Genomic DNA, 20,597 nt, shown 5'->3' with positions numbered 1-20,597 from the left:
TTTGCATTCTGCGTATGCAGAAGGAGGCCATTATGAGCAAAGAACATTGCCACGAGATCGAAGTAAAGTACAAAGTGCAAAAAGACAAAGTCGAAAAAATAATTGCTTCTCTGGAGAAACTTGGCTTCACATTCAAGTCAACCACTAAAGTCATGGATAAGTGGCTCCCAATGGGGAAAGAATGGATACGCCTTCGCGAACAAAAGAAAATCAACGGCGGAAGCAAGCATCAAATCGCCAGCAAAAAGACAATCGAAAAAGACGGCGGACTCAAGAACAAATGCGAAGCCGAGTCTGACATCGACAAATTCACGTCATCCGTTTTGCTCAATCTAGCAAAACACATTCGACGCGCTCTCCCTACAGTCCACAAAACACGCACGACTTTCGCTGCCACCATCAACGGTCGCAAGTACACCGCTGTAATCGACCACGTTGAAAAACTGGGCAAATTCAACGGCTACTACTTCGAGCTGGAAACACTAGTCCCCTTCAAGGTGGACGATCCAACCGCCAAGTCAGACGTGAAAAAGCTAGCCTTCAAGCTGCTGTCCCTGGCTTACAAAGGCGTCAAAGGAAAACCAACAAAGTGCGAGTTGATGTCCTACCGCAAAATGGCTTTGGCTCAACAGGCCAAACAGCGCCGAGCAAAACAAGTAAAGCTCAAGCTAAAGCCAGCCAAACCAAAACGCGCAGTTAAGCGACAACCAACTCACCACTGTCACTAACCTTCGGGATGGTGATCTCCCATTCTGCCCTGAAAGGGCGCATTGCATGCGCCCTTTCGACAGACCACTCACAGACATTGCAGGCACCTGGGCATTTAATCCACCTTTCAGCTAAGGAATCAGATCAAACTGTCGTACATGCCTAGGTCTATAAACGGAAAAGTCCCTCCGGTCAAGCGTGAAGATAGTTTTGACTGATCGTCTTTCAGCAATCACCAATATCTCGGCGTCGGCAAAGTCCATCGGCAAATCGATGTACTTTTCCATTAGTTCAAACGCTCTAGACAATTCATGCCCTTGAATGTATTCGAGGGCAAGCGGGATACCCATCAGCAATGTCTCTACGGCCCTGATGCTCGACACAGAACTCGGTAATACAGCAAACACCTCTGCCAAAGCTGATACTGTCGTTACCATCCTTGCCGTCGGCGGCACGGCCTTTAAGGTGGCAACACACTGGGCATGCTTGCTGTCTCGCTGGCGAGCCAGTGCAATAAGCGGCCCGGCATCAACGATTATCTCGCGAGGCTCTTTCACGAAGCTTCTTTCTCCTTACCTGCTGATTACTCGCGAGGTCAATATCAGCCCGATCATCAATCGGCTTGAAACCGGCATCCACAAGACGCTGATAAGGACTTTTGTCGGTGGCCGCCACTAGTTCCGAACAATACTTGCTTAGAGCCTGCCGAATTATTTGCGAGCGCGACTGCCCAGTGTTGTTAATAATTCGCTGAAGCAAGGATTCCAACTCCGGATCCAGTCGAAACGAGCTTGTCATAAAAGCTATCCTCTGTATTACATTCGATATTACAACAAAACTCGACGGCTGGCAATGACAGCCGGCTAATCCAGGCCCTTGCCCAGACGCTTGCTGATACCGCTTGCAATGAGCGACTCCATCGGCAGGCGTGCGCATCAAGGAATGTCTATCACGAATACAACTTCAATGGCACAAGTCGAGCTATTCGCTGAAAATCCTTGTCGCCAGTAAAGAGTTGACAATCATATCGAATAGCAGCGGCTGCAATTAGCGCATCTGCCGTACTGGTCGTAACGCCCTTAGCCCGACATGCAGCGCTAAGGTCAGCTGCGTATAAGTAATCATCTCTGCTTAGTTCGAGCAAGGGAAACCAGGAAAGCCGCTCGATCAACTTGTTCCTTTCCTTCGACGCCCTAAATCCTCTTACGACCTCAAACAAAATTATGCCAGTAAGCAAAATCGCATGTTCGCTATCAATAAGTGAGCTTAACTTGTCAGACAAAGAGTTAGCCGACTTGCCCTTTTCATTAAGCGCATCAAGCCAAACAGATGTATCGACAAGTACCTTCACCGTTTACGCCTCAAGGCTTTGTAATCATAGCCTTGCTCAAGATGGAGCTTGCCGAATAACTGGGCAATCTCTTTACGCTTGCGACGGCTAATGTATTCCTCTAAGGCTTCATTAACCGTCTCGCGTTTTGTCTTGCGTCCACCGACGCGAAGGGCTTGAGCAAGTAGCTGTTCGTTAATATTCAGGTTGGTGGCCACAATTCTTACCTCTGTGTAATATTCTACACAATAGGCCACACATTGGCAACAATATGCCGAATCACACACTGTCCAGATGCTTGCTGATCCCGCTTGTATGAGCGACTACATCAGAAGGCGTGCGGTCCCGAGTTGATTCAGCAACTCAGGGGCTCAAGCACCTTTAGAACACCGACACAGAAACGATACTCAATTATATTCAGCGAGGACAACACAATGGCTGACACCACTGGATTTGGTCACTTACCAGGAAGTAACGCCGGAGGTGGACCCTTGAATCGGGCAATTGTCGATGAGCGACTCTTAGCTATGTTCGATTCAAGCTCGCCACCTCAAGACACTATATTTATTTTGCCGGTGCATATTATCTTCGACGAAAAAGATGGATATGTGTCACCACAGGCTCTGCGCAACATTCAAAAACATGCCTCTGAGCTTGAACATTGGTTCGGCAATGGGTACACGGGAGAGACCTTTGCTTTGCAAGGCAACTTATCGAGACGACAGCTAGCGTATGTATCTAGACAACCAGGAGTTAAGTACATATGGCTCTTAGCGGATCGTTGCAGATGGACATACTCCTGGCCAACTAAATAACAAGGGAGCACTAACATGAATTCAAAACTCGTTTCTACTATGTACGGAGAATCAGTGCCGTGCTGGATCAACAAATCAAAAATTCACTCAGACCTACTGCACCTGTACGAAAAGCCAAGCATTCTGACTTACGCTTACGAATTATTTCCCGTGCACATAACTTTCGACGAAAGCAGCGGTAGCCTTGATGAAACATCACTCCGAGCAATTCGTGAACTCGCGATATTCGAGAAATATCACAGGGGAATGGAGACCTGGACAGGCAATGGCTGGACAGGTGAAACATTTGCACTAAGAGGCGTCGTTGATAGAGCAAGCCTTCAATATATCTCTAACATCCCAGGGGTCAAAGCCATTTTCAAAATAATCGAAGTGGACATAGAAGACCTCAACACCCAACATTGGCAATAGACTAAGGAGAAACATCATGAAAATACTGAAATTCTTGGGCGACTTCGCAATTAGAGCTGCGCTGTTTGTATTGGACGTCTGTGATTACGCAAGCATTGTCTTGCACGGCTGGTTACTGGCTGCTCGCAGACGCATGGCACCGGCCGCTGCGTAGTCGCTCACATAGTCCAAATTGAACGCACGCTTCGCACGAAGCGTGCGTTTTTGTTCAGGAGACCCAAAATGATTCAGAATTCAAAGATAACAGCAGACATGTACACAGCCGCATCGCAGTCAGACCTGGCAACTTATGGTTACATCTTCATGGTCACCGACCAGGGAGTTACCTGCTACGCTCCGGCAACCCGAATCGAAGAAGCGCGAGATTTCATTCAGCGGATGAAGGCGATTAAGGTCACAGGTGTCAATCATGTCGACTGGGAAATTAGCAAAGCTAATATTCCGCAGACAAGTAACAAGAACGTACTTGCGTTACAAGCGGCGCTTGATGCAGCAAAGCTTTCGAAGCAAGTGTTGGTGTTTGCCAATGACGGCATTAAAGTCAACACGAACGGTCCGACATTCGAAGTGCATCTGGCGCTTTTCCTTTTGAGGACGGCGAATATTCCCGTCTACGAGAACGGCTTTTTCACGCACGGGATGTAACGCATGCGGTGTAGGGGCGCATTGCAATGCGCCCGTTTCGAAGAGTCTCACGACTTTAACACGTGAGACTCTTCGCGCCTTACAGCCACTCAGAATGACTGGTCTTGGACAAGGGCGCATGCAATGCGCCCCTACGAGGACAGTACGCAACGGCGGATTCTTATTTGCAGAATTTACACTATACGACCTAGTATCTATCCTTGCGGTTTTTCACATAGACAAAGCGTTTTACTTATTGCATTCTGTACTTCACTGGCGGAGAACATTTGTGTCTGGACCATGGGATGCTCTTAAACGACTTACGCGAGGCGCTGACAGGCAGTCTCAGGACACAACGCCGTTTCAGGATTACACGTCTCATCCTCAAGAACGCAAGCCGTTTGTATTAAACGGAAAAGTCGAGGAGATAGGCACCGCAACATATCCTCAGCAAGGACGCGTGCAAGAGCAACCACGCATCCCGCTTCAAGCTCAATATGGGCGACAGGAAACCTTGCAAGGACGCGCAGAGCAGACTTACATACCGGCGGGCATAGACCAATACCGAGAAAAAGACGGCTACAACGTTCAGCTTTATCTCGAGAAAAATCCTCAACATCCGGTTATTGCCGGCTTCAAAAAATACTTCGTCGACTACCAGGAAGTGTGCGTTTCGGAAGACGAAGACCTCAATGGCATGGCCACATACATGCAGCGCGCTTTAGAGCGGCAGGGAATTAACCTACCAAGGCAAACGCTAAGAGTTTTACACCAATTCGACATGGCAATTCCTGTCGGCATGCCTGATGGAAAACGGATTTATGGCAGCTACCAGCGCCTAAATACATCGGACAGACAGGTCGACACAATCTCGACTGAGGGTGAGCTTTTCACCGATCGCAGCATTGATGGTCGCCCACACCGCTTCTTTGTGGGATTAGCCAAATTCGATAAGCTGGACGGTACGTGCAGTTACACCAGAGCGGTAATTATTCCGCTAGAGCGTACTTATCCAAACAGGCCAACGGAAATTGAGTCATTTAGATATTGGAGTAGCGACATCAATAGACCCGGTGACGACCAGAGCATGAGAATGCCGCAGCTTGAATCACTTCCGCCACATTTGCAGCGAGTGATAACAGGCTATCCGGGAATGCTGTTCAAGCGTTAAACACTTAAGTTAAGCAGCTAAACGATTATCTACGAAGTTCAGAAACTTGTTGGTGTTGGTGTCGCGCTTACCTGCTAATTCGTCCTGCGCACCAAAATCAATGTAGCCTTTTTCGCCACCAACAACGCTGGCTGCTGGAAAACCTTGCGGTACTTTCGCATCAGCAACTTTTGTATCTTGCTCTACTTTGTTAGCACCACGCAGTTCCTGGGCATACGCCTTGCCGTAAAGTCCTTCATCCATCATTTCCATGAAAGCTGCGGCCGCTCCACCAGATTTTTTGTCCGTAGCAGAAGCTTTAGTTTGTGGTCCATCCCAAACGCCTTGAAGCAAGCGAGCTGTGCCAGCGTCGCTGCTGTTTAGTAATTGACTTTGTATTTGCCTTGCGTCAGAAGATAGCACGCCTTGGACTCCTATCCATATTGGGTCAATTAAACCACGAAAAGAGTTGATGTCAAGCAGAATTAACTGGGCAAATCTTTGGGTCCAAAAGACCTCGTAAGCAGCTCTGGCAGACGGATTACGGTCACGGAGCCATTACCGGCATCGACAATAACATCTATCTCCGGAGCGAATTCATTTAATACCTGACGGCAGATGCCGCAAGGCCAACAATCGTCGGTTTCAGAACAATGAACGGCAACAGCCACAAATTTGCGACATCCTTCAGATACAGCTTTCTGAACAGCTGTTTGCTCGGCGCATCTTGTCGCTCCGTATGAGGCGTTTTCAACGTTGCAGCCGGAGAATACTCTCCCGTCGTCTCCCAACAAAGCTGCTCCAACTGGAAATTTAGAATAAGGAGCATACGCGCGTTTTGCCGCTTCTTTTGCTGCCTTCAGTAACTCAACATATTTCGGATTTGTCTCTGACATAACTTGCCCTTCTAGTGAGCTATTACATTGTTGGACTCGACCGTCCTGCTAACTGTTCATTTTGCTGTTGGTTGTATTGTTGTTGGATTTGTTGTTGCTGTGGCTGTTGATGATCACACTGATAGTGATCGTCGTAATAAATATTATGATCACCTGCGTATCTCATGCGATTGCCATAGTTTGTAACCACATGCTCAGGCTGATTCACAACAACATCTGTTGCCACATACGGAGCAGGCAATGCACGCAATTCTGCCAAGCCGGCAATGCAGCGAGCTTTCAATTCTTCGTCGTCACCTGCACATGCCCAAGCTGACTTGTATTCATTGATAGCAACATCAACATGACCGTGATAGCGATGCGCTTGTGCTAATTGATAGCGAGCTTCGCCATCGTATGGATGACGCTTCAAGTGATGGGATATTGGTGTAATTGGAATATCCCAACGACCGTGTCTAACAATTCCCGGAGTCAATCTGCCGATGTGTCCAACTTCTACATCATGCAACTCTTCGAGATCCGGACGCTTAAGTGGAGGACCACTGTACATCACTTTCGCTTCTTGCACACCGAAGCTTTCTTGTGGTGATGCAAAAACTAGAGAGGTGTACGGCGCGTAAGAATAAGCCGTGCAGACATTACCTTTGTTATCGAAAAGGCGATGACCATTTGGTCCGTACAAAGACGCGAGGTCGGCCATTCCCAGAACATTTCCCTGCATATGAATGATGAAGTTGGATGTGACTACTTCACCAGGGCTTCTTTCAAATTGGTGTAGTTCGTATGTTACTTGGTGTGTTGCGTTGTACCAGTAATAAGACTTTCTTTGGCCAAAGCGCTCTGAGTTTTCGTTGAATGGTCTACCGATTAAATGCTCGAAATAATCCAGATGCATAAACTCCGGACGCTGCGAAAGTACATCAAGCAATTCTTGATTTACACCAGTGATTGCCTGACACGGAAGTGCAATTCCGCAAGCGAGGAAGAGGAAAGCTGCTATTAAAAATAAACGTCTCATCATAATTTCTCAAAGCGCAGTGCCGCGCGGCTTTCAATTATACCTTGTCCGGTTCTCTGTCCGTTGTAGGGGCGCATTGCATGCGCCCTTGTCCATACTAGCGAAGCTGCGTCAGAGGTATGTTGAGTTACCCCTTGGCGACCTGCTTCTATAGAGCACTTCAAAGCACTAAGGTAAAGCTATAAATTACAGCTTCGTTTTCCAGTTAGAAAACTCTATTTAGCTAAACCAATTCAGCATTTCCAAAACCCCTGCACCTTGCCTTAGCAAGTCGGGGGTTTTCTCACATCGTCCTACCGCAAGTTCTTGCCACGCGCACAGCGCAAATGAGGTAACCATGAATCTAGCCAAAACACTAACCTTTTGCCAGCCGCCAGGTCGCAACTATGTTCTTCCCAACGGCAAAATCGCAGCCGCATTTTTTGATTTCGATGGAACAATTGCCGAGTGCGAGCCTGACTTTGTGCGCGCCAAGAAAATGTTCTGGCGTTTTTTGCGGCACCTGGGCTTCAGCAAGCATGAAGCTGCCGAAATGTTCGCCAAAATTGAGCACGAGAATATGAGCCTCAAAGGCTTTGAAGTGCACATGCTCGGCGAAGCGATGGCTCAAACCTATCGCGCACTCTGCAAACGTCACGGCAAGCGCGTCAATTCCGACGACGAACTCATCTGTCGCGAAATCGGACGTCACCCATATTGGAGAAAGCCGCGCGAGTTCAAAGATGCGTTGCCTGTGTTGAACCGCACTCAACACAACTTCCTGATGGTGTTGGTGACAATCGGCAATCGAGAAGCGCAAAAATACAAAGCAAAAATGCTTGGACTGCAGTTCGATGAAATGATCATCACTTCAGAATCCAACAAAAGATTGCTTGTAGCTAACGCTATCAAAGATTGCAACATCGATCCAAACTACTCATTCATGAAGGGCAACAGCGCTCGATCTGACGGAGATGTCGGTCACGTGACCAACGTCATCTACAATCCGCTGGAAACAGGACTGAAATTCGATGAAGCCGAATTGCCGAAGAATACAGGCTTCGAAGTCTTCATCGTGAAAAGCTGGCGCGAAGCCGAAGAACAAGGCATCATGCGCCTGGTGCGCAGACGCCGCTACTTGCTTGGCGATCAGCACACGTATGCCGAATCTGCCGAAGACGGCATGAGCCAGGATATGTTCAATCCGATTGTGTAACGTCGTTCCCTCTTCCTCTTTGTCATTTCGACCGACTGAGCGCCAGCGAAGGAGTGGAGAAATCTGCGTTGTGGAATCATTGACGGTGTTGATCAACAGCAACGTCGATAAGCCATAGCGGATTTCTCGACTACAGCTGCTACGCAGCTTTCGCTCGAAATGACAAGGGAGGGGACAAAATCATTTTTTTGATCTGGTTTACTACCAGCCATCGTAGAACCCAATCAACTTCCCAACAACACCGGCTGCTCGTAAAAGTCATGCTTCGGTAGCTGTTCGTGCAAGTAAGCCGAAATAGCTTCATCCGGCTGCTTACCTTGCCTTTCGGCATCCATTACCAAAGTCTTTTCAGTGGTTTCACTCAAGCCAAGCAACTTCGCCGACTCGTTGTACTCGTGCAACAGAATTTCATGGCCTGTTACACCGCCATGCTCAACAGCTTCTGGCAACTCAACATGGTCCACGTGACCGTGCCCAAGTTGAGCCGGTTCCGCGGCCTTTGCCATTTCAGAGACTGCCGATTCGACGGCACTGGCTTGTTTCGAGTTGTCTTTCTTCATAAGTAGCGCTCGCAGTATCCGATATTCTTTATACCCAACAAAGAGTATTAGCGCACTGTAATTTTGCGCACTATAATGAATCTCGACACAAAAGAATTGGCAACACAATTGCTGCGTCTCATAAATCTAAAGGACTGGCTCATGAAACCGAGAACCCTCGCTACAGCGCTATTGACGGCAACTCTTGCACTTCAGGTAACCTTGCCGGCATTTGCTCAAGACCCGGACTCGCAAGCGGCGAGGGGCGTAGTAATTCTTGGACAATCCAGCCAATACACAACGGCCACCAATAAGCCGCAACGCTTTATGGACTACGTTGAACTCACCGCTGATGATGCCAGCTTGCCTTTGACTCTAAATATTCTCAACGGCAACACTGTGTCCCCCGGTTTTAATTGGATACGTGTTTCTCTTGCCGGCAAAACACTTTTCACACAAAATAATGTCCTGAACAAAAAACAAATTCCGTTTTCCGTCAGTGGTCTTTTGACAGGCGGCACCAGTCAGATAGTTGTAGAAGCCGGCGGCATTCCAGGATCAACTTTGTCCTGGAAATTAGTCGGTGCAAGAGTTGCTCCCGTACTGCAGTCCGGCAAGCCTGACAAAACCGGCACCGGCGACATCATTACACTTACAGGTTCGCATTTTGGCTCAAAACCGACTTCAAACACCGTGACTTTTGGTGGCATCAAAGCTGAAATTAAGACGGCTTCAGAAACCTCTCTCGATGTAGTAGTGCCGAGCAATGCAAAAGCCGGCGACAATAAGGTAACCGTTACCACAGCTGGTGTAACATCCAACGCAATCACTCTCATGGTCATTGCGCCGCCGGAATTGGAAGGTCTCAGTCTCATGTCAGGGCCGCCAGGACAAGAATTGACTATCAGTGGAAGAAACTTCTCCGCAAAAGCTTCGGAAAACACGGTGACAATTGCTGGCGCACAGGCAGAAGTAATTTCGTCGAGCACAAATAGCTTGACCGTCATAATTCCGGAAGTGTTCAACCCACAATATGCAGTGCCTGTTGCAGTGGAAGTGAACGGAGTTAAAGGGAAAAACTCCCTGACGATGGACATCTACAATCGCGTTTACTAAGTGTCGCGCTACAAATTTCATGGGAATATCCCATCACAAATCTGCGTTGCGCTAACTTCGCTAATTCAACACAAGTACCTCAGAGGGCACCCGTGGCAGGCTTTACACGCTTGTCAACACCCCAAAATGCCAACCTGAGCCAAATTTCAATTGCTTTACAACTCAAATTTAAATTACGTTGTAGCTATATATAAATTGGAATTTTTATTGGAACTGACTAGGACTTAAAAAACCAATTGCATTTGAACTTGAAACACATTGATTAGCCATTTGCTTGGTGCGTATCAATTCACGGCCCAAATTCCTTGGGATGCACTTGGTGCATTGCCATGAACACAACAGTTTTTTGTAGGGGCGCATTGCATGTGCCCTTTCTTGCTACCCCGCTGAGGTAATCCGTCATGAAAAGAAAAAACGCAATTCGGCAACAGCTAACGCCGCCGGAATTGTACGCAGTCATCACAGAAGCAATTTCTCACTATCACCTGAAACCAGCCGAGATTATTTCTCAGCTCTCACAAATCAAACCGGACTTTTCTTCGGACAAAGAAGTCGTTGACCAATTCCATCACGTCTTCGAACAAGTGGGTGATCCTTACAGCTGCATCGTAAAAACCGATGACGCCGGGGCCGACATTGATCCAGAAGATGACGACGACACTCCGGACGTAACGTTCGAGCGACTAGAGGCAAAACTCGGCCTCGTAAGAATTAGCAAGTTTCGACATAACACTTGCGCAGACAACTTTGCGTACGCCCTGAAAGCCCTCTCAGACTGTCGGGGTCTAATTATCGACTTGCGAGATAATCCAGGCGGATTGCATTTGGAAGCTTTGGACATTTCCCAGATGCTGCTTGCCGAAGGCAATCTCGGCGGACAGGCAATGGCCAGCAAAGACGGCTTCAAATCCGTTGACTACACACTGACCGCCAAGAAACTGGTTATAACCACCAGCAAATTGGACGGAAGTAATAAAAAGACGACTACGAAAAACCGCCGACAAAATTTGTTCGGTAATAAGCCCATCGTAGTTCTGGTTGACGAAAACACTAAGAGCGCCTCTGAGGTGCTTGCTTCTGTCTTGCAGGAGAACGGGCGAGCGAAGCTAATCGGTAAGAGAACTTTTGGTAAAGGACGCGGGACTAACAACTTAAGCGTGCCAAACGGCTTCGAGCTACAAGTGCTCGGATTCTATTGGTTCACTCCTAACGGTCATTGCATTGGAGCAAGTGCTATCGATCCGGACAGAGGAATTGTTCCGGACTACGATGCTAGCGACGAACTCCAATACATGACTCAAGCGCTTGAATTGCTGACGCAAGCCTAATAACACAAATCATGTCATTCCCCAAGAGCCGGTACACATTGTGCCGGCTCCGCATCTTTAGGTAAGTTTTTATGAAAATCAACATTCCAGCATACGCAATGAGCCTTCTCGGCTATCGCTCAGAATACGAAGGAAAACATGGCAACGTTTACCGATTGGTGTCCAACGGCATGCCGGTAATTCTTTGTCCAATTGAAAGTTCGAGCACCGTCGTCGTGAACGTACCCTACTGGGTTGGTTCACGCAACGAGCCGCCATTTGGAGCGACGCACTTCTTAGAGCACCTGATGTTTAAGGGCTCGAGAAAATTCAATCCGCGCAACGGCAATGATATTGAAACGGTGCACAAGAAGATAGGCGCCAGCAACAACGCCACCACCTGGTTGGACAGAACGCACTATTACACTCGCGCACGCTCGAAGTATCTCAAACTACTTCTTGAGATTGAAGCGGATCGCATGCAGTATCTCGAGTTCACTCAAGAAGATCGTGACTCTGAAATGACGGTGGTTCGCAATGAATTCGAAATTGGCGAGAATAATCCTCGGGAAGCATTGTCAAAAGCTGTTTGGGCCGCAGCCTTCACGTCACACCCGTATAAAACTTCGACAATTGGGACATTGGAAGAAGTCGAAAACGTAACCGTAGCTCAGCTCATGCATTTCTACAATACGTTTTACGCACCCAACAATGCAGCTGTTCAAGTAATCGGGAAATTCAACCCACTGGAAGCATTGACTTGGATATCGAAGTTCTTTTCACCCATACCTGCCAAGCCGATTCCGCCAATGATTTCGGTAGAGCCAGAACAGCAAGGCGAAAAGCGCGTCCTTGTTAAGCGCGCCGGAGACTCCTCAATAGTTCATATCGTCTACCATATTCCGGAAGCTCGACATGAAGACACCTATCCATTGGCAGTACTGGCGCAAATTCTCGGCTCATCGGCGACAAAGTCCGGTGTTTTGTACAAAACACTTATCGACACCAACATGGCCATCGAAGCAGACTGTGTAGGCAATCAGAACCGCGACCCTTCGCTGTTTGAAATCGTCGCGACTGTTGCTCCAGGGCAAAATCCTGAAGCCGTGGAACAAGTCATCCTCTCTCAACTAGATAAGCTTAAGAGCGAGCCCATAGAAAAAGGCAAGCTCGCTGATACCAAAAAGAGTATCAACAAGCATCTTATTCAGATGGCTGACGATCCAAGCAAACTGATGTGGCCATTAACTGAGGATATGAGTGCTGTGGGCTTTGAATGGTTTGATACTTTCTCCGATCAAATCAATAAAGTAACCAAAGAGCAGATCATGTCGGTCGCACAAAAGTACTTCAAGCAAGACAATCGCACAGTCGGCTACTTCATTCCCAAAGATGAAGAAGACGAAGAGCCTGAGCAACCAAGCCCACCGGATGATGACGATGAGACCCCTGAACTTACAAAAGGGCTTCAACGCGCGACATTATCCAATGGTCTAAATCTTGTTGTGCTGCCCAAACACGGCACCGGATTAGTCTCAGTTGCAGCAAAATTCCTCAACGGCGGCAATTATTTTGTCGACGAAGGTAATGGCTATGCACCTTCGATGGTTGCGAATATGCTCATCTATGGCTCGCAAGGATTGGACAAAAATCAACTTGCTACCGCTTTAGAAAAGCTGGGCATAGCTGAATTCGATTTTGCAGCAGGCACCTTTTTCAGCGGCATTTATGGCGGCGGCGCCAAGGTCGTTAAAGAAGATCTGCCGAAGTTCCTTTCGCTCTTTAGCAAAGTAGTTACAAAACCCACCTTCGACGAAGCCGAGTTGAAGAAGCTTTGTGAACAAACCAAGGGCGAGATTGAGAACACGCGCACAGATGAGGATTCACTTGCGGAAACAGCATTGTGTCAGTTGCTTTACGACAGCAAACAACCCTACTACCAGCACGACGTAGAGGAAAACCTGTCAGAGCTTTCGTCATTAACCAGAGATGATCTTGTTGAATTTTACAAGGCTCACTACAGCCCGAAATCCACTATCATTTCTATTGTTGGCGACATCACGACTGATGAAGCTGTCACTTTGATGGAAAAATACTTCGGTCAATGGTCGGGTCCGGAAGCTAAAAGTATTGCTGTCGAAGCTGTACCGCTGCCCGATAAGGCCACGCGCAAAGAAGTATTCGTCAAAGACAAGACTAGCGTGTCCATAGTCTGTGGACTACCGGCAAGCTTGAAGTTGACTGACGCGGACTATCCTGCCGCCTGGATAGCCAACTCTTGTCTTGGTGGAAACACTATCGATTCACGGCTTGGCAAAGTCATTCGTGTACAAGAAGGACTTACCTACGGCGTCAGGAGCAAGTTTGAAGATCTTTCATTCGGCTTTGCACCTTGGTCGATTGAGTTGACCGTCAATCCGGAAAATCTCGAGAAGGCTCTTGAACTTGTTCATCAGGTCACGCGAGATTATGTCGAGCATGGCATGACACAAGAGGAGCTTGATGACGAGAAAAGCCGATTGGTGGGCTACCACTACATCAGTCTCGACAACACGGCCGATTTGGCAAGTAGAGTCGCATCTTACGAGGCGCTTGGTCTTGGAGCGGGAGCCATTGACACTTTCGCCGAAAGGCTAATGGCTGTGACTCTTGAAGAAGTCAATGCAGCTATTAGGAAGTACTTCACGCTGGATCATGCCGTCACCGTCGTGGCAGGCACACTACTGAACCGATAAGCAACTCAGACAATCAAAGAAGCGCTCTCCCAAGGGCGCTTCTTTGTCATGTCTACAAATACACATCATCACCCTAAGGATTCCCTATGCAAAACAAACATCGACGAACACCAATGACTCGAGACGAAAAATTGAGTCGAGCCATTCAAGCACGCAAGAAACATCGCGATCTTAAAACAGCTGAAAAGCTCATCAACAGCGTGATGCGTTCACTGAAGACCGAACCAGATCGGAAACTAGCCAAAGAATACCTGATGAAGTCCTTCGAGCAACTCGGCTTGATCTATTTCGCGCGTGGACGCAACGGCCGTTCGCTCTACTACTTCAATAGAGCACTTAAGCTCGCCAAAGAAATCGACACACCGAAGACATATAACTACGAACTAATCCTTGCTCTATCCACAAGAGTTTATGTTGCGCGAGGCCGACGTGATTTAGCTGCCGAAATATTTGCGAAAATCATCGGCAGACTAATAGGAAGGGGCATCTTTCGGTTAGCCGCGGTCATTATCGACCTATACAAAGAGTTTCTGCGCGCAAACCACGAAAAGGAAGCTAGTTAGCAATCTGAAAAAGGCGCCGGCTTGAGAAGATCCCGGCGTCTTTACCAGCAACTGCTACTTCGACCAGCAGTTTCGACAAGTTGAGTCCGTAGCTAAATCCGTGTCCGTTACATCCGACGGCAAAATAGACATTTGGCAATCGCTCGAGCTCGCCGACTAAAGGCAAGCCGTCTTCAGTAAACGCCATAATGCCTGACCAACGATAATCAATTGGAACGCCGGCAGCTTCCGGGAAGCGATCTTTGATGTAGGATTCTAAAGAGTCCTGCACTTGTGGCGATGTGCAATCTGCATAACCCACTTCCGTATCCTGGAAGCACTGACGGCATCCACCTAAAAGAAATCTGTTATCTGGCAATTGGCGGAAGTACTCCCAACCATAATTGGCATAACAGACTTTTTCAAGAATGCGCTTGCGCAGAGGCTGCGTGACTAGTATTTGTCCCTTAATTGGTTGCACCCGATCTTTGAACCAAGGCTCAAGAAGTTGTGAATAAGCATTCGTTGCTAACAACACTTTGTCGCAATCAATGATGCGATTGGCAGTCATCACCTGCAGTTGCTTGTCTTGACGAATGGACATTACCGCCTCTTCGTCATAAAGCTGCACTCCACTTTCGGCAATCAATGCCTTGACCAACTTAACAGGATTCACCCCACCATCACAGGCGTTGTACAGAGCACCGTAATAGCTACGGTCTAGTGGATCTTGTTTAAGATACTCAACATCAAACCCGTCTTCGACCATCAGTTGATGGGATTCTTCTAAATCGTGCAATTCCTCAAGCGAGCAAGCCAGCAGATATGATCCTGATGGTTCATAGTTAAAATCTTGACTTATTCGCTTGGCTAATTCACCTATTAGCCTGACGTTTTCTTCAGTAAAGCGAAACAGCATCGAGGCAGTGTCTCGCCCATATTGCTTGACGGCCTCGTTGTAGTAAGAATGAATGCCGCGCAATAAAAATCCGGCATTGCGCCCTGACGCACCTGAGGCCATATGCTGCGATTCAACGATGCACACTCGCAAACCACGCTTGGACAACCAATATGCGCATCCTGCTCCCATGATGCCGCTGCCCACAATGACGACATCATACTTTTCTCTGGGTTTGTTTAACTCATCTTGCCAAATTGAAATAGTCATAACGGTATTATAGCGATCCCCATAATTCACGGTATAATAATTGCCGTTGTCAATTAGAGATTTGCAAGATGATGCTGTCCGAACTTAAACGAGAGATTGAAGCACTCGAGGAGCGCCTGACGAAAGTCAGGGACTATCTTTGACCCGAATAGGTTAAGTTCAGAACTCAAACATCTCGAAAACGAGACTTTAGAACCAGGATTTTGGGAAGACCAGAAGCGCGCTCAAACTGTTACACAGAAAATGAGCCGGCTTAAGGCATCTGTCGAACAATACGAGACTTGGCACCGCCTCCAGAGTGATTTGTCTGTGCTATTACAAATCGGGCTGGAAGAAAAAGACGAAAGCGTAGCCAAGGAAATTGAATCCGGCATCGACGCGCTCAACAAAGACCTGGAAAAATTCGAACTAACAAGACTTTTGTCCGGCGAATACGACGACTCGTCGGCAATTGTGACGATCAATGCCGGAGCTGGTGGCACCGATGCACAAGACTGGGCAGAGATGATGCTCAGAATGTATTTGCGCTGGTGCCAACGCAAAGGGTTTAAGACAGAAGTTTTAGATCAATCCGCCGGTGAAGAAGCAGGACTCAAGAGTGTTACATTTAGAGTCGATGGGCCCTTCGCATTCGGCTATCTTACGTGCGAGAAAGGCGTGCACCGGCTTGTGCGCAAATCTCCTTTCAAGCAAGGCAACGATTCAAGACAAACAAGCTTCGCTGCTCTTGAAGTTAGCCCATTAATGAACGACATTGATAACCTCGTCGAGATAAAAGACGATGATATTGAAATAGACACCATGCGTTCAGGCGGAGCCGGCGGACAAAACGTCAACAAAGTTGAAACGGCTGTGCGCATCGTTCACAAACCAACCGGCATTGCTGTCAAATGCCAGCAAGAACGCAGCCAACTACAGAACAAGGCTCTAGCAATGGAGCTTTTACGTTCAAAATTACTAGCGATCAAACAAGCAGAACGCGAAGATGAATTAGCCCGATTGCGCGGTGAAAATGTTTCCGCTACATTCGGCAATGCTATTCGCTCGTATGTTCTCGATGATCGCCTCGTCAAAGACGTACGCACTAAAGTTGAGACTTCCAATGTGGAAGGAGTGCTTGACGGCGCGCTAGATGATTTCATCGAAGCGTACCTCAGACACAAAGCGCTAGCGGAATCCCGCACCGCCTCCTCCAACTAGACGCACTACTTTGACTTTTTAACGACGAGTCTGTGACTCGTCGTTTTTGTTTCAGCTTCCCTACATTCCCTTTGTCACAACCCACCCCTTTGTCATTCTGAGCCTATCTTTATTGTCATCTCGACCGAACGAAGTGAGTGGAGAGATCTCGTGAGTTAACGACTTGAACATCAAGTAGCCACAAGATTTCTCCACTGCGCGCCTTCAGCGCTTCGGTCGAAATGACAAAGGGAAAAGCGCATGACAAAGACGAACCAACGTGACAAAAGCGAGGTTCATCATGAAAAAGACTCTTTCCGTACTTTCCCTTACCGCATTGCTTGCGGTCTCAATACAAGCGCAAGCTTCACCGTATCAATCCGGCGACAAACGCATCCCAATAATTGCGGCTATATACGACGGTCGCGGCGCGTACACCGAAGTATACGACTTCATAACAAGTACGCACCTGGATCTCGTCGATCCCGCTGTCAGGCGCCAATGGAACGATCGCTGGAACCCCAGCAACGTCAGTCCTTCTATCTATCAATCCAGACAAGCAACTGAAGCCGCCATCAAGAATATGATGCAAAGCCTAAGAAGAAAGCATGACATGTTTCTTTCTCAAGCAGATACCAGCAGACAAACAATCTGGATGGAAGCTCACGATACAGTCAGAACAACCATGCTGAAAAACAACATTGCGCTTGTAAAAATCCCGTCCTTCTTGCCTAAAACAGTAGACCGGGAAACACAAATAGCAATTGCACATTGCAGCAAGGCACAAGCAATTATTCTCGATCTCCGCGGCAACACAGGCGGACTGGTGACTCCTGCACTCAATGTGGCGGCAACACTAATTCCCGAAGGACTTATCTATGTAGCCAAAGCAAGAGTAGGTGATCAAATCGAAGAAACCAGACGTAGTCTGACAAAAACCCAATGGGTAACAGTCACCACAGGCAGCAATCCGGTTACGGAGTACGCCACTCGCACGCAATTGGTGGTATCACCGAGTGTTCCTGTCGTAGTGCTTGTTGATCGCCAAACAGCCAGTGCGGCAGAATTGCTCACCGGTGCACTCAAGCAATCAAGACGCGCTGTAATTCTAGTAGGCACACGCACCTACGGTAAAGGTACCGGCAATAGGCTTACGCACTTGAGCAGCAACGGGCGATCGTTGCAGATCACGCACGAAAAGCTTTTTCCCGGCGGACTCGATACCGATGGCGTCGGCATTCTCCCCGACGTCGTCATCGATCAACCGGCAGGAAGTTCGGTCGACTATCAATTAGATGCGGCTGTCAAAGCGCTGACCAGATCTCTCCTGCAAGCAGAGGCTCCCATGCCTCCGCCTGCCAAATCCGATCAACCAAAGAAACCTTACGGAGGTTCACCCTATGTTCGACTCTATTAGAACTCTCGCGGATGTCACTTATCTGGCATCCGCAATTTTTATCGGCGTGCATGCCTTGCGAGCAGTTGCACGTGTTCTCAGTTATGGAATTGAGTTGCTGTTGGACTGCGCGAAAAACGCCAAAGCCGCCGACTTCAATCTAAAAGCAGTCGGCAAAAATATTGTCAGATTTGGACTGCAAAGCTTCGATGCTTTCGCGCCGATGATTGTTGTGGCATATGGCATTGGTGCTGTTGTGCTCAATTTCAGCATGCTCGCATTCGTTCCCGATCTGACATTCCTGGAAGTAGCCAGTGCCGAGGCTCTAACAGTGGGCATTGCCTGGCGTTCACTTGAGGCATACATCCAGCACATCCAACGCAAACGCGATGCCCTGAAGCCAGCCTGGAAACCACAAAAGAAAGGCTGAGGAGCCACATGTTAGTCCAGTTGGACTAAGTCACACACAACGACATAACAAATCTCGGAGAAAAAATATGGATCCATCAATACTCATTAAGTCAGCTGTCGAAGCCGCTCCCTATGTTGCCGGCTTCGCGGCTTTGACTGTTGCATTCGTTGCAGTTCTGAGAGTTGGTGTATTTGCCTGGAGCAAACTCGGCGAATATGCCATTCCTGTACTAACCACAGCAACACTAGCTTCAATGGCAATACTTCTACCTGGCGTCAATCTCGTAAGCGTCTTTGATGCACAAGTATTTCCCGGCTTCTTCATTCTCCACGTTTGTGGAGGAACAATCGTGTGCTCAATCATTGCCAAATGGGTTAAAGACAAAGCACGCAAAGACCTCGAAAAAGAATTGCTTTCACAACGCGGAGAATAAGCACATGGATATACCTACACTCCTAATTGACTTCGCAAGCATCACATTCGCCTTCATTGGCACACTGTTGATCGGCGTCCCGCTCTGGCTCAAGCTCGGCAGACACAAACTTCTCATCCTCACCATGCCAATTGCCATCGCGCTCTTTTTCGGCATCAAGAGAGAATTGCCGCTAGTCTATAGCTTCTCACCAGAAGTTATTGGGGCAATTGTGCTGGCGCACATTGCCGCCACCGGACTTATCGCCGCGATGATCTATCCCAGCATCAAGGCTCGCCTGCAAAAAGAGCAAAACAAATAACACTCTACCGGAGATCACGACCATGAACGAATTGAACACCCTTGATGCGATGACCCCACTTGCAGATCCTCGCATCACGCACTTTGTCGGCAGCGAAATAGTCGACTCAATTGAAGCGCTAAACTTCGACACGGTTGGCGATCTCTGGTCTGGCATTCAGCTTTATCCGGAATCCTTCCGTAATTTGATTGGCGCTCACTTTGACGATGTCGAGGAGCAGCTAACAGCTCTCATGTCAAAGGATGCAATTGCGCATTTCAGAAACAACCGTGAAGAAATGAATTCATCAATTCACAACCCACTCACTGACAAGCGATTTGTCGATTTGTACGCAATTCCCGGCGTGCTGCAAGTGCGAAGCATATTGCCGCATCAAATTGAATTGCTCAAGCAAGCAACGGCTATCGTTTGCATTGACGTGAGAGAAACAATAAATGCCATTCCTCGCATCGAAGCATTCAACAAAGAAAACAACGAGAACGTAGCAGTCATTCCAATTATGCCCATCCAATCAAAATAGCGCGGAGGCCCAGATGAACATTCTAGAATTCAAACCCGCCAAAGTAGTAGCGGGTTTGGGAAACTTCGGACAACAGTACGAGTACACCAGACACAATGCAGGCTTCTTTGCAATTGAGAAAGTGGCTTTGTCATTGGACACACAGTTTTTCGCTTGCGAACTGTTGCAAGCAGAATTAGCGGCTGTGCATATTGATGCTGTTCCCGTTTTGTTGGTCAAGCCAAATTCAGGAATTGCCGGAATGAATTCATCCGGTATTCCTGTCAAAGCCGTGATCAACCATTACAACATCAATCCAACACCGGACAACTTGATAGTCGCTTACGACGAAATCGAGATGTCCGGCACGAGAGTGAATCTCGTCTACAAGAAAAGTAGACTCCACCACAATGGAGTCGCATCGGTATCGGAATGCCTAGACAATGCTCGTTTTGCGAGACTGCGCATTCCAGTCGGTCCGCCACCCGCCAATCGTGACTTCAAAACATTTGCTCTCACCGAAATTGAAGGCAATGATTTGGACATCATGATGCAAGCTTGCAACTCGGCTGCCACAGCAATCAAGTTGTGGGTGAGCGAAGGCGTCGAACGTGCGGCAAACAAGACCAACAACCAATGAAGGAGTACGCGTTTATGAATTGCAAAAATTGCAAATCAAAACCCGACACTATGTCGTGTCCGCCTTGCTCACACAAGAATTGCACATGCGATTCTCAATCGAGCAATGCAGGACAATGCACTCATGCCTGCACTAAAGGGTCACAGCAACTCTGTAGCACCTGTAGTAAAGCCATGGGGCGCT

General features: G+C 47.9%; 27 protein-coding genes. 18 read left to right on the top strand and 9 right to left on the bottom strand.

Going from position 1 to position 20,597, the window contains the following annotated elements:
- The first annotated feature begins 32 nt into the window (after positions 1-32).
- The gene (locus tag K2Y22_15145; GenBank protein ID MBX9879792.1) at positions 33-728 is read left to right on the top strand and encodes a hypothetical protein; all 696 of its coding nucleotides are present in this window, start codon (positions 33-35) and stop codon (positions 726-728) included.
- Between the two features lie 111 nt (positions 729-839).
- Here K2Y22_15145 and K2Y22_15140 read toward each other — a convergent pair whose 3' ends face one another.
- The 4 genes from K2Y22_15140 to K2Y22_15125 form a co-directional block, all read right to left on the bottom strand.
- A complete protein-coding gene (locus K2Y22_15140) occupies positions 840-1,265 on the bottom strand; it encodes a PIN domain-containing protein (GenBank protein ID MBX9879791.1) in 426 nt (141 codons plus the stop codon).
- Positions 1,237-1,506: a ribbon-helix-helix protein, CopG family gene (locus K2Y22_15135; GenBank protein ID MBX9879790.1), complete on the bottom strand. Its 270-nt coding sequence runs from the start codon at positions 1,504-1,506 to the stop codon at positions 1,237-1,239. The genes K2Y22_15140 and K2Y22_15135 overlap by 29 nt, the downstream gene beginning before the upstream one ends.
- Positions 1,507-1,657: 151 nt before the next feature.
- Positions 1,658-2,059 carry a PIN domain-containing protein gene (locus K2Y22_15130; GenBank protein ID MBX9879789.1) on the bottom strand — a complete coding sequence of 134 codons (402 nt, stop codon included), beginning with the start codon at positions 2,057-2,059 and terminating at the stop codon, positions 1,658-1,660.
- Positions 2,056-2,256: a type II toxin-antitoxin system VapB family antitoxin gene (locus K2Y22_15125; GenBank protein MBX9879788.1), complete on the bottom strand. Its 201-nt coding sequence runs from the start codon at positions 2,254-2,256 to the stop codon at positions 2,056-2,058. Before K2Y22_15125 ends, K2Y22_15130 begins: the two co-directional genes overlap by 4 nt.
- A gap of 216 nt (positions 2,257-2,472) precedes the next feature.
- On the opposite strand from K2Y22_15125, the gene K2Y22_15120 reads away from it, so the two are divergent.
- The 5 genes from K2Y22_15120 to K2Y22_15100 all read left to right on the top strand — a co-directional run bounded on the left by K2Y22_15120 (position 2,473) and on the right by K2Y22_15100 (position 5,059).
- Positions 2,473-2,853: a hypothetical protein gene (locus K2Y22_15120; protein ID MBX9879787.1), complete on the top strand. Its 381-nt coding sequence runs from the start codon at positions 2,473-2,475 to the stop codon at positions 2,851-2,853.
- 15 nt (positions 2,854-2,868) lie between these two features.
- Complete coding sequence (locus K2Y22_15115) at positions 2,869-3,264, top strand: hypothetical protein (protein MBX9879786.1); 396 nt, start codon at positions 2,869-2,871, stop codon at positions 3,262-3,264.
- A 16-nt stretch (positions 3,265-3,280) separates the two neighbouring features.
- On the top strand, positions 3,281-3,418 hold the full coding sequence (locus K2Y22_15110; GenBank protein ID MBX9879785.1) for a hypothetical protein: 138 nt from the start codon (positions 3,281-3,283) through the stop codon (positions 3,416-3,418).
- Between the two features lie 68 nt (positions 3,419-3,486).
- A complete protein-coding gene (locus tag K2Y22_15105) occupies positions 3,487-3,909 on the top strand; it encodes a hypothetical protein (GenBank protein ID MBX9879784.1) in 423 nt (140 codons plus the stop codon).
- 268 nt (positions 3,910-4,177) lie between these two features.
- Positions 4,178-5,059 (top strand): hypothetical protein, encoded by an 882-nt coding sequence (locus tag K2Y22_15100; protein ID MBX9879783.1) that lies wholly within the window; start codon positions 4,178-4,180, stop codon positions 5,057-5,059.
- 9 nt (positions 5,060-5,068) lie between these two features.
- Here K2Y22_15100 and K2Y22_15095 read toward each other — a convergent pair whose 3' ends face one another.
- The 3 genes from K2Y22_15095 to K2Y22_15085 all read right to left on the bottom strand — a co-directional run bounded on the left by K2Y22_15095 (position 5,069) and on the right by K2Y22_15085 (position 6,955).
- Positions 5,069-5,461, bottom strand: a complete 393-nt coding sequence (locus K2Y22_15095) for a hypothetical protein (GenBank protein ID MBX9879782.1) — start codon at positions 5,459-5,461, stop codon at positions 5,069-5,071.
- Between the two features lie 62 nt (positions 5,462-5,523).
- On the bottom strand, positions 5,524-5,934 hold the full coding sequence (gene cdd, locus K2Y22_15090) for a cytidine deaminase (GenBank protein ID MBX9879781.1): 411 nt from the start codon (positions 5,932-5,934) through the stop codon (positions 5,524-5,526).
- A gap of 22 nt (positions 5,935-5,956) precedes the next feature.
- Entirely contained in the window at positions 5,957-6,955 is a 999-nt protein-coding gene (locus K2Y22_15085; GenBank protein MBX9879780.1) for a hypothetical protein, read from the bottom strand.
- A 334-nt stretch (positions 6,956-7,289) separates the two neighbouring features.
- Between K2Y22_15085 and K2Y22_15080 the strand changes: the two genes are divergently transcribed.
- Positions 7,290-8,147: a hypothetical protein gene (locus K2Y22_15080; GenBank protein ID MBX9879779.1), complete on the top strand. Its 858-nt coding sequence runs from the start codon at positions 7,290-7,292 to the stop codon at positions 8,145-8,147.
- Positions 8,148-8,371: 224 nt separating this feature from the next.
- On the opposite strand, the gene K2Y22_15075 is transcribed toward K2Y22_15080, so the two are convergent.
- Complete coding sequence (locus tag K2Y22_15075) at positions 8,372-8,707, bottom strand: hypothetical protein (GenBank protein ID MBX9879778.1); 336 nt, start codon at positions 8,705-8,707, stop codon at positions 8,372-8,374.
- 141 nt (positions 8,708-8,848) lie between these two features.
- Between K2Y22_15075 and K2Y22_15070 the strand changes: the two genes are divergently transcribed.
- The 4 genes from K2Y22_15070 to K2Y22_15055 all read left to right on the top strand — a co-directional run bounded on the left by K2Y22_15070 (position 8,849) and on the right by K2Y22_15055 (position 14,407).
- Entirely contained in the window at positions 8,849-9,802 is a 954-nt protein-coding gene (locus K2Y22_15070) for an IPT/TIG domain-containing protein (GenBank protein ID MBX9879777.1), read from the top strand.
- A gap of 401 nt (positions 9,803-10,203) precedes the next feature.
- Positions 10,204-11,130: a S41 family peptidase gene (locus K2Y22_15065; GenBank protein ID MBX9879776.1), complete on the top strand. Its 927-nt coding sequence runs from the start codon at positions 10,204-10,206 to the stop codon at positions 11,128-11,130.
- A gap of 71 nt (positions 11,131-11,201) precedes the next feature.
- A complete protein-coding gene (locus K2Y22_15060; GenBank protein MBX9879775.1) occupies positions 11,202-13,844 on the top strand; it encodes an insulinase family protein in 2,643 nt (880 codons plus the stop codon).
- Between the two features lie 86 nt (positions 13,845-13,930).
- The gene (locus K2Y22_15055; GenBank protein MBX9879774.1) at positions 13,931-14,407 is read left to right on the top strand and encodes a hypothetical protein; all 477 of its coding nucleotides are present in this window, start codon (positions 13,931-13,933) and stop codon (positions 14,405-14,407) included.
- Here the strand turns inward: K2Y22_15055 and K2Y22_15050 are convergent.
- A complete protein-coding gene (locus tag K2Y22_15050; GenBank protein MBX9879773.1) occupies positions 14,400-15,554 on the bottom strand; it encodes an FAD-binding oxidoreductase in 1,155 nt (384 codons plus the stop codon). The genes K2Y22_15055 and K2Y22_15050 overlap by 8 nt on opposite strands.
- Before the next feature lie 135 nt (positions 15,555-15,689).
- On the opposite strand from K2Y22_15050, the gene prfB reads away from it, so the two are divergent.
- From prfB to pth, 7 genes are all read left to right on the top strand, one after another.
- Positions 15,690-16,754, top strand: a complete 1,065-nt coding sequence (gene prfB, locus K2Y22_15045; protein MBX9879772.1) for a peptide chain release factor 2 — start codon at positions 15,690-15,692, stop codon at positions 16,752-16,754.
- A gap of 280 nt (positions 16,755-17,034) precedes the next feature.
- On the top strand, positions 17,035-18,150 hold the full coding sequence (locus K2Y22_15040; GenBank protein ID MBX9879771.1) for a S41 family peptidase: 1,116 nt from the start codon (positions 17,035-17,037) through the stop codon (positions 18,148-18,150).
- Positions 18,134-18,559: a hypothetical protein gene (locus K2Y22_15035; protein MBX9879770.1), complete on the top strand. Its 426-nt coding sequence runs from the start codon at positions 18,134-18,136 to the stop codon at positions 18,557-18,559. Before K2Y22_15040 ends, K2Y22_15035 begins: the two co-directional genes overlap by 17 nt.
- A 67-nt stretch (positions 18,560-18,626) precedes the next feature.
- A complete protein-coding gene (locus tag K2Y22_15030) occupies positions 18,627-18,974 on the top strand; it encodes a hypothetical protein (GenBank protein ID MBX9879769.1) in 348 nt (115 codons plus the stop codon).
- Positions 18,975-18,978: 4 nt separating this feature from the next.
- Positions 18,979-19,275 (top strand): hypothetical protein, encoded by a 297-nt coding sequence (locus K2Y22_15025; protein ID MBX9879768.1) that lies wholly within the window; start codon positions 18,979-18,981, stop codon positions 19,273-19,275.
- A gap of 22 nt (positions 19,276-19,297) precedes the next feature.
- Positions 19,298-19,795: a hypothetical protein gene (locus tag K2Y22_15020; protein MBX9879767.1), complete on the top strand. Its 498-nt coding sequence runs from the start codon at positions 19,298-19,300 to the stop codon at positions 19,793-19,795.
- A gap of 13 nt (positions 19,796-19,808) precedes the next feature.
- Positions 19,809-20,414 (top strand): aminoacyl-tRNA hydrolase, encoded by a 606-nt coding sequence (gene pth, locus K2Y22_15015; protein ID MBX9879766.1) that lies wholly within the window; start codon positions 19,809-19,811, stop codon positions 20,412-20,414.
- Positions 20,415-20,597 lie beyond the last annotated feature (183 nt).

Source organism: Candidatus Obscuribacterales bacterium, assembly GCA_019744775.1.
Classification (GTDB): domain Bacteria; phylum Cyanobacteriota; class Vampirovibrionia; order Obscuribacterales; family Obscuribacteraceae; genus SBAT01.
Note: the sequence above shows the minus strand (reverse complement) of the source record. Positions and strands in the feature narration are given on the sequence as shown.

Coding starts and splice junctions, on each gene's coding strand:
- K2Y22_15145 (MBX9879792.1), top strand. CDS start 33: ATGAGCAAAGAACATTGCCACGAGATCGAAGTAAAGTACAAAGTGCAA.
- K2Y22_15135 (MBX9879790.1), bottom strand. CDS start 1,506: ATGACAAGCTCGTTTCGACTGGATCCGGAGTTGGAATCCTTGCTTCAG.
- K2Y22_15120 (MBX9879787.1), top strand. CDS start 2,473: ATGGCTGACACCACTGGATTTGGTCACTTACCAGGAAGTAACGCCGGA.
- K2Y22_15115 (MBX9879786.1), top strand. CDS start 2,869: ATGAATTCAAAACTCGTTTCTACTATGTACGGAGAATCAGTGCCGTGC.
- K2Y22_15110 (MBX9879785.1), top strand. CDS start 3,281: ATGAAAATACTGAAATTCTTGGGCGACTTCGCAATTAGAGCTGCGCTG.
- K2Y22_15105 (MBX9879784.1), top strand. CDS start 3,487: ATGATTCAGAATTCAAAGATAACAGCAGACATGTACACAGCCGCATCG.
- cdd (MBX9879781.1), bottom strand. CDS start 5,934: ATGTCAGAGACAAATCCGAAATATGTTGAGTTACTGAAGGCAGCAAAA.
- K2Y22_15085 (MBX9879780.1), bottom strand. CDS start 6,955: ATGATGAGACGTTTATTTTTAATAGCAGCTTTCCTCTTCCTCGCTTGC.
- K2Y22_15080 (MBX9879779.1), top strand. CDS start 7,290: ATGAATCTAGCCAAAACACTAACCTTTTGCCAGCCGCCAGGTCGCAAC.
- K2Y22_15075 (MBX9879778.1), bottom strand. CDS start 8,707: ATGAAGAAAGACAACTCGAAACAAGCCAGTGCCGTCGAATCGGCAGTC.
- K2Y22_15070 (MBX9879777.1), top strand. CDS start 8,849: ATGAAACCGAGAACCCTCGCTACAGCGCTATTGACGGCAACTCTTGCA.
- K2Y22_15065 (MBX9879776.1), top strand. CDS start 10,204: ATGAAAAGAAAAAACGCAATTCGGCAACAGCTAACGCCGCCGGAATTG.
- K2Y22_15060 (MBX9879775.1), top strand. CDS start 11,202: ATGAAAATCAACATTCCAGCATACGCAATGAGCCTTCTCGGCTATCGC.
- K2Y22_15055 (MBX9879774.1), top strand. CDS start 13,931: ATGCAAAACAAACATCGACGAACACCAATGACTCGAGACGAAAAATTG.
- K2Y22_15050 (MBX9879773.1), bottom strand. CDS start 15,554: ATGACTATTTCAATTTGGCAAGATGAGTTAAACAAACCCAGAGAAAAG.
- K2Y22_15040 (MBX9879771.1), top strand. CDS start 17,035: ATGAAAAAGACTCTTTCCGTACTTTCCCTTACCGCATTGCTTGCGGTC.
- K2Y22_15035 (MBX9879770.1), top strand. CDS start 18,134: ATGTTCGACTCTATTAGAACTCTCGCGGATGTCACTTATCTGGCATCC.
- K2Y22_15030 (MBX9879769.1), top strand. CDS start 18,627: ATGGATCCATCAATACTCATTAAGTCAGCTGTCGAAGCCGCTCCCTAT.
- K2Y22_15025 (MBX9879768.1), top strand. CDS start 18,979: ATGGATATACCTACACTCCTAATTGACTTCGCAAGCATCACATTCGCC.
- K2Y22_15020 (MBX9879767.1), top strand. CDS start 19,298: ATGAACGAATTGAACACCCTTGATGCGATGACCCCACTTGCAGATCCT.
- pth (MBX9879766.1), top strand. CDS start 19,809: ATGAACATTCTAGAATTCAAACCCGCCAAAGTAGTAGCGGGTTTGGGA.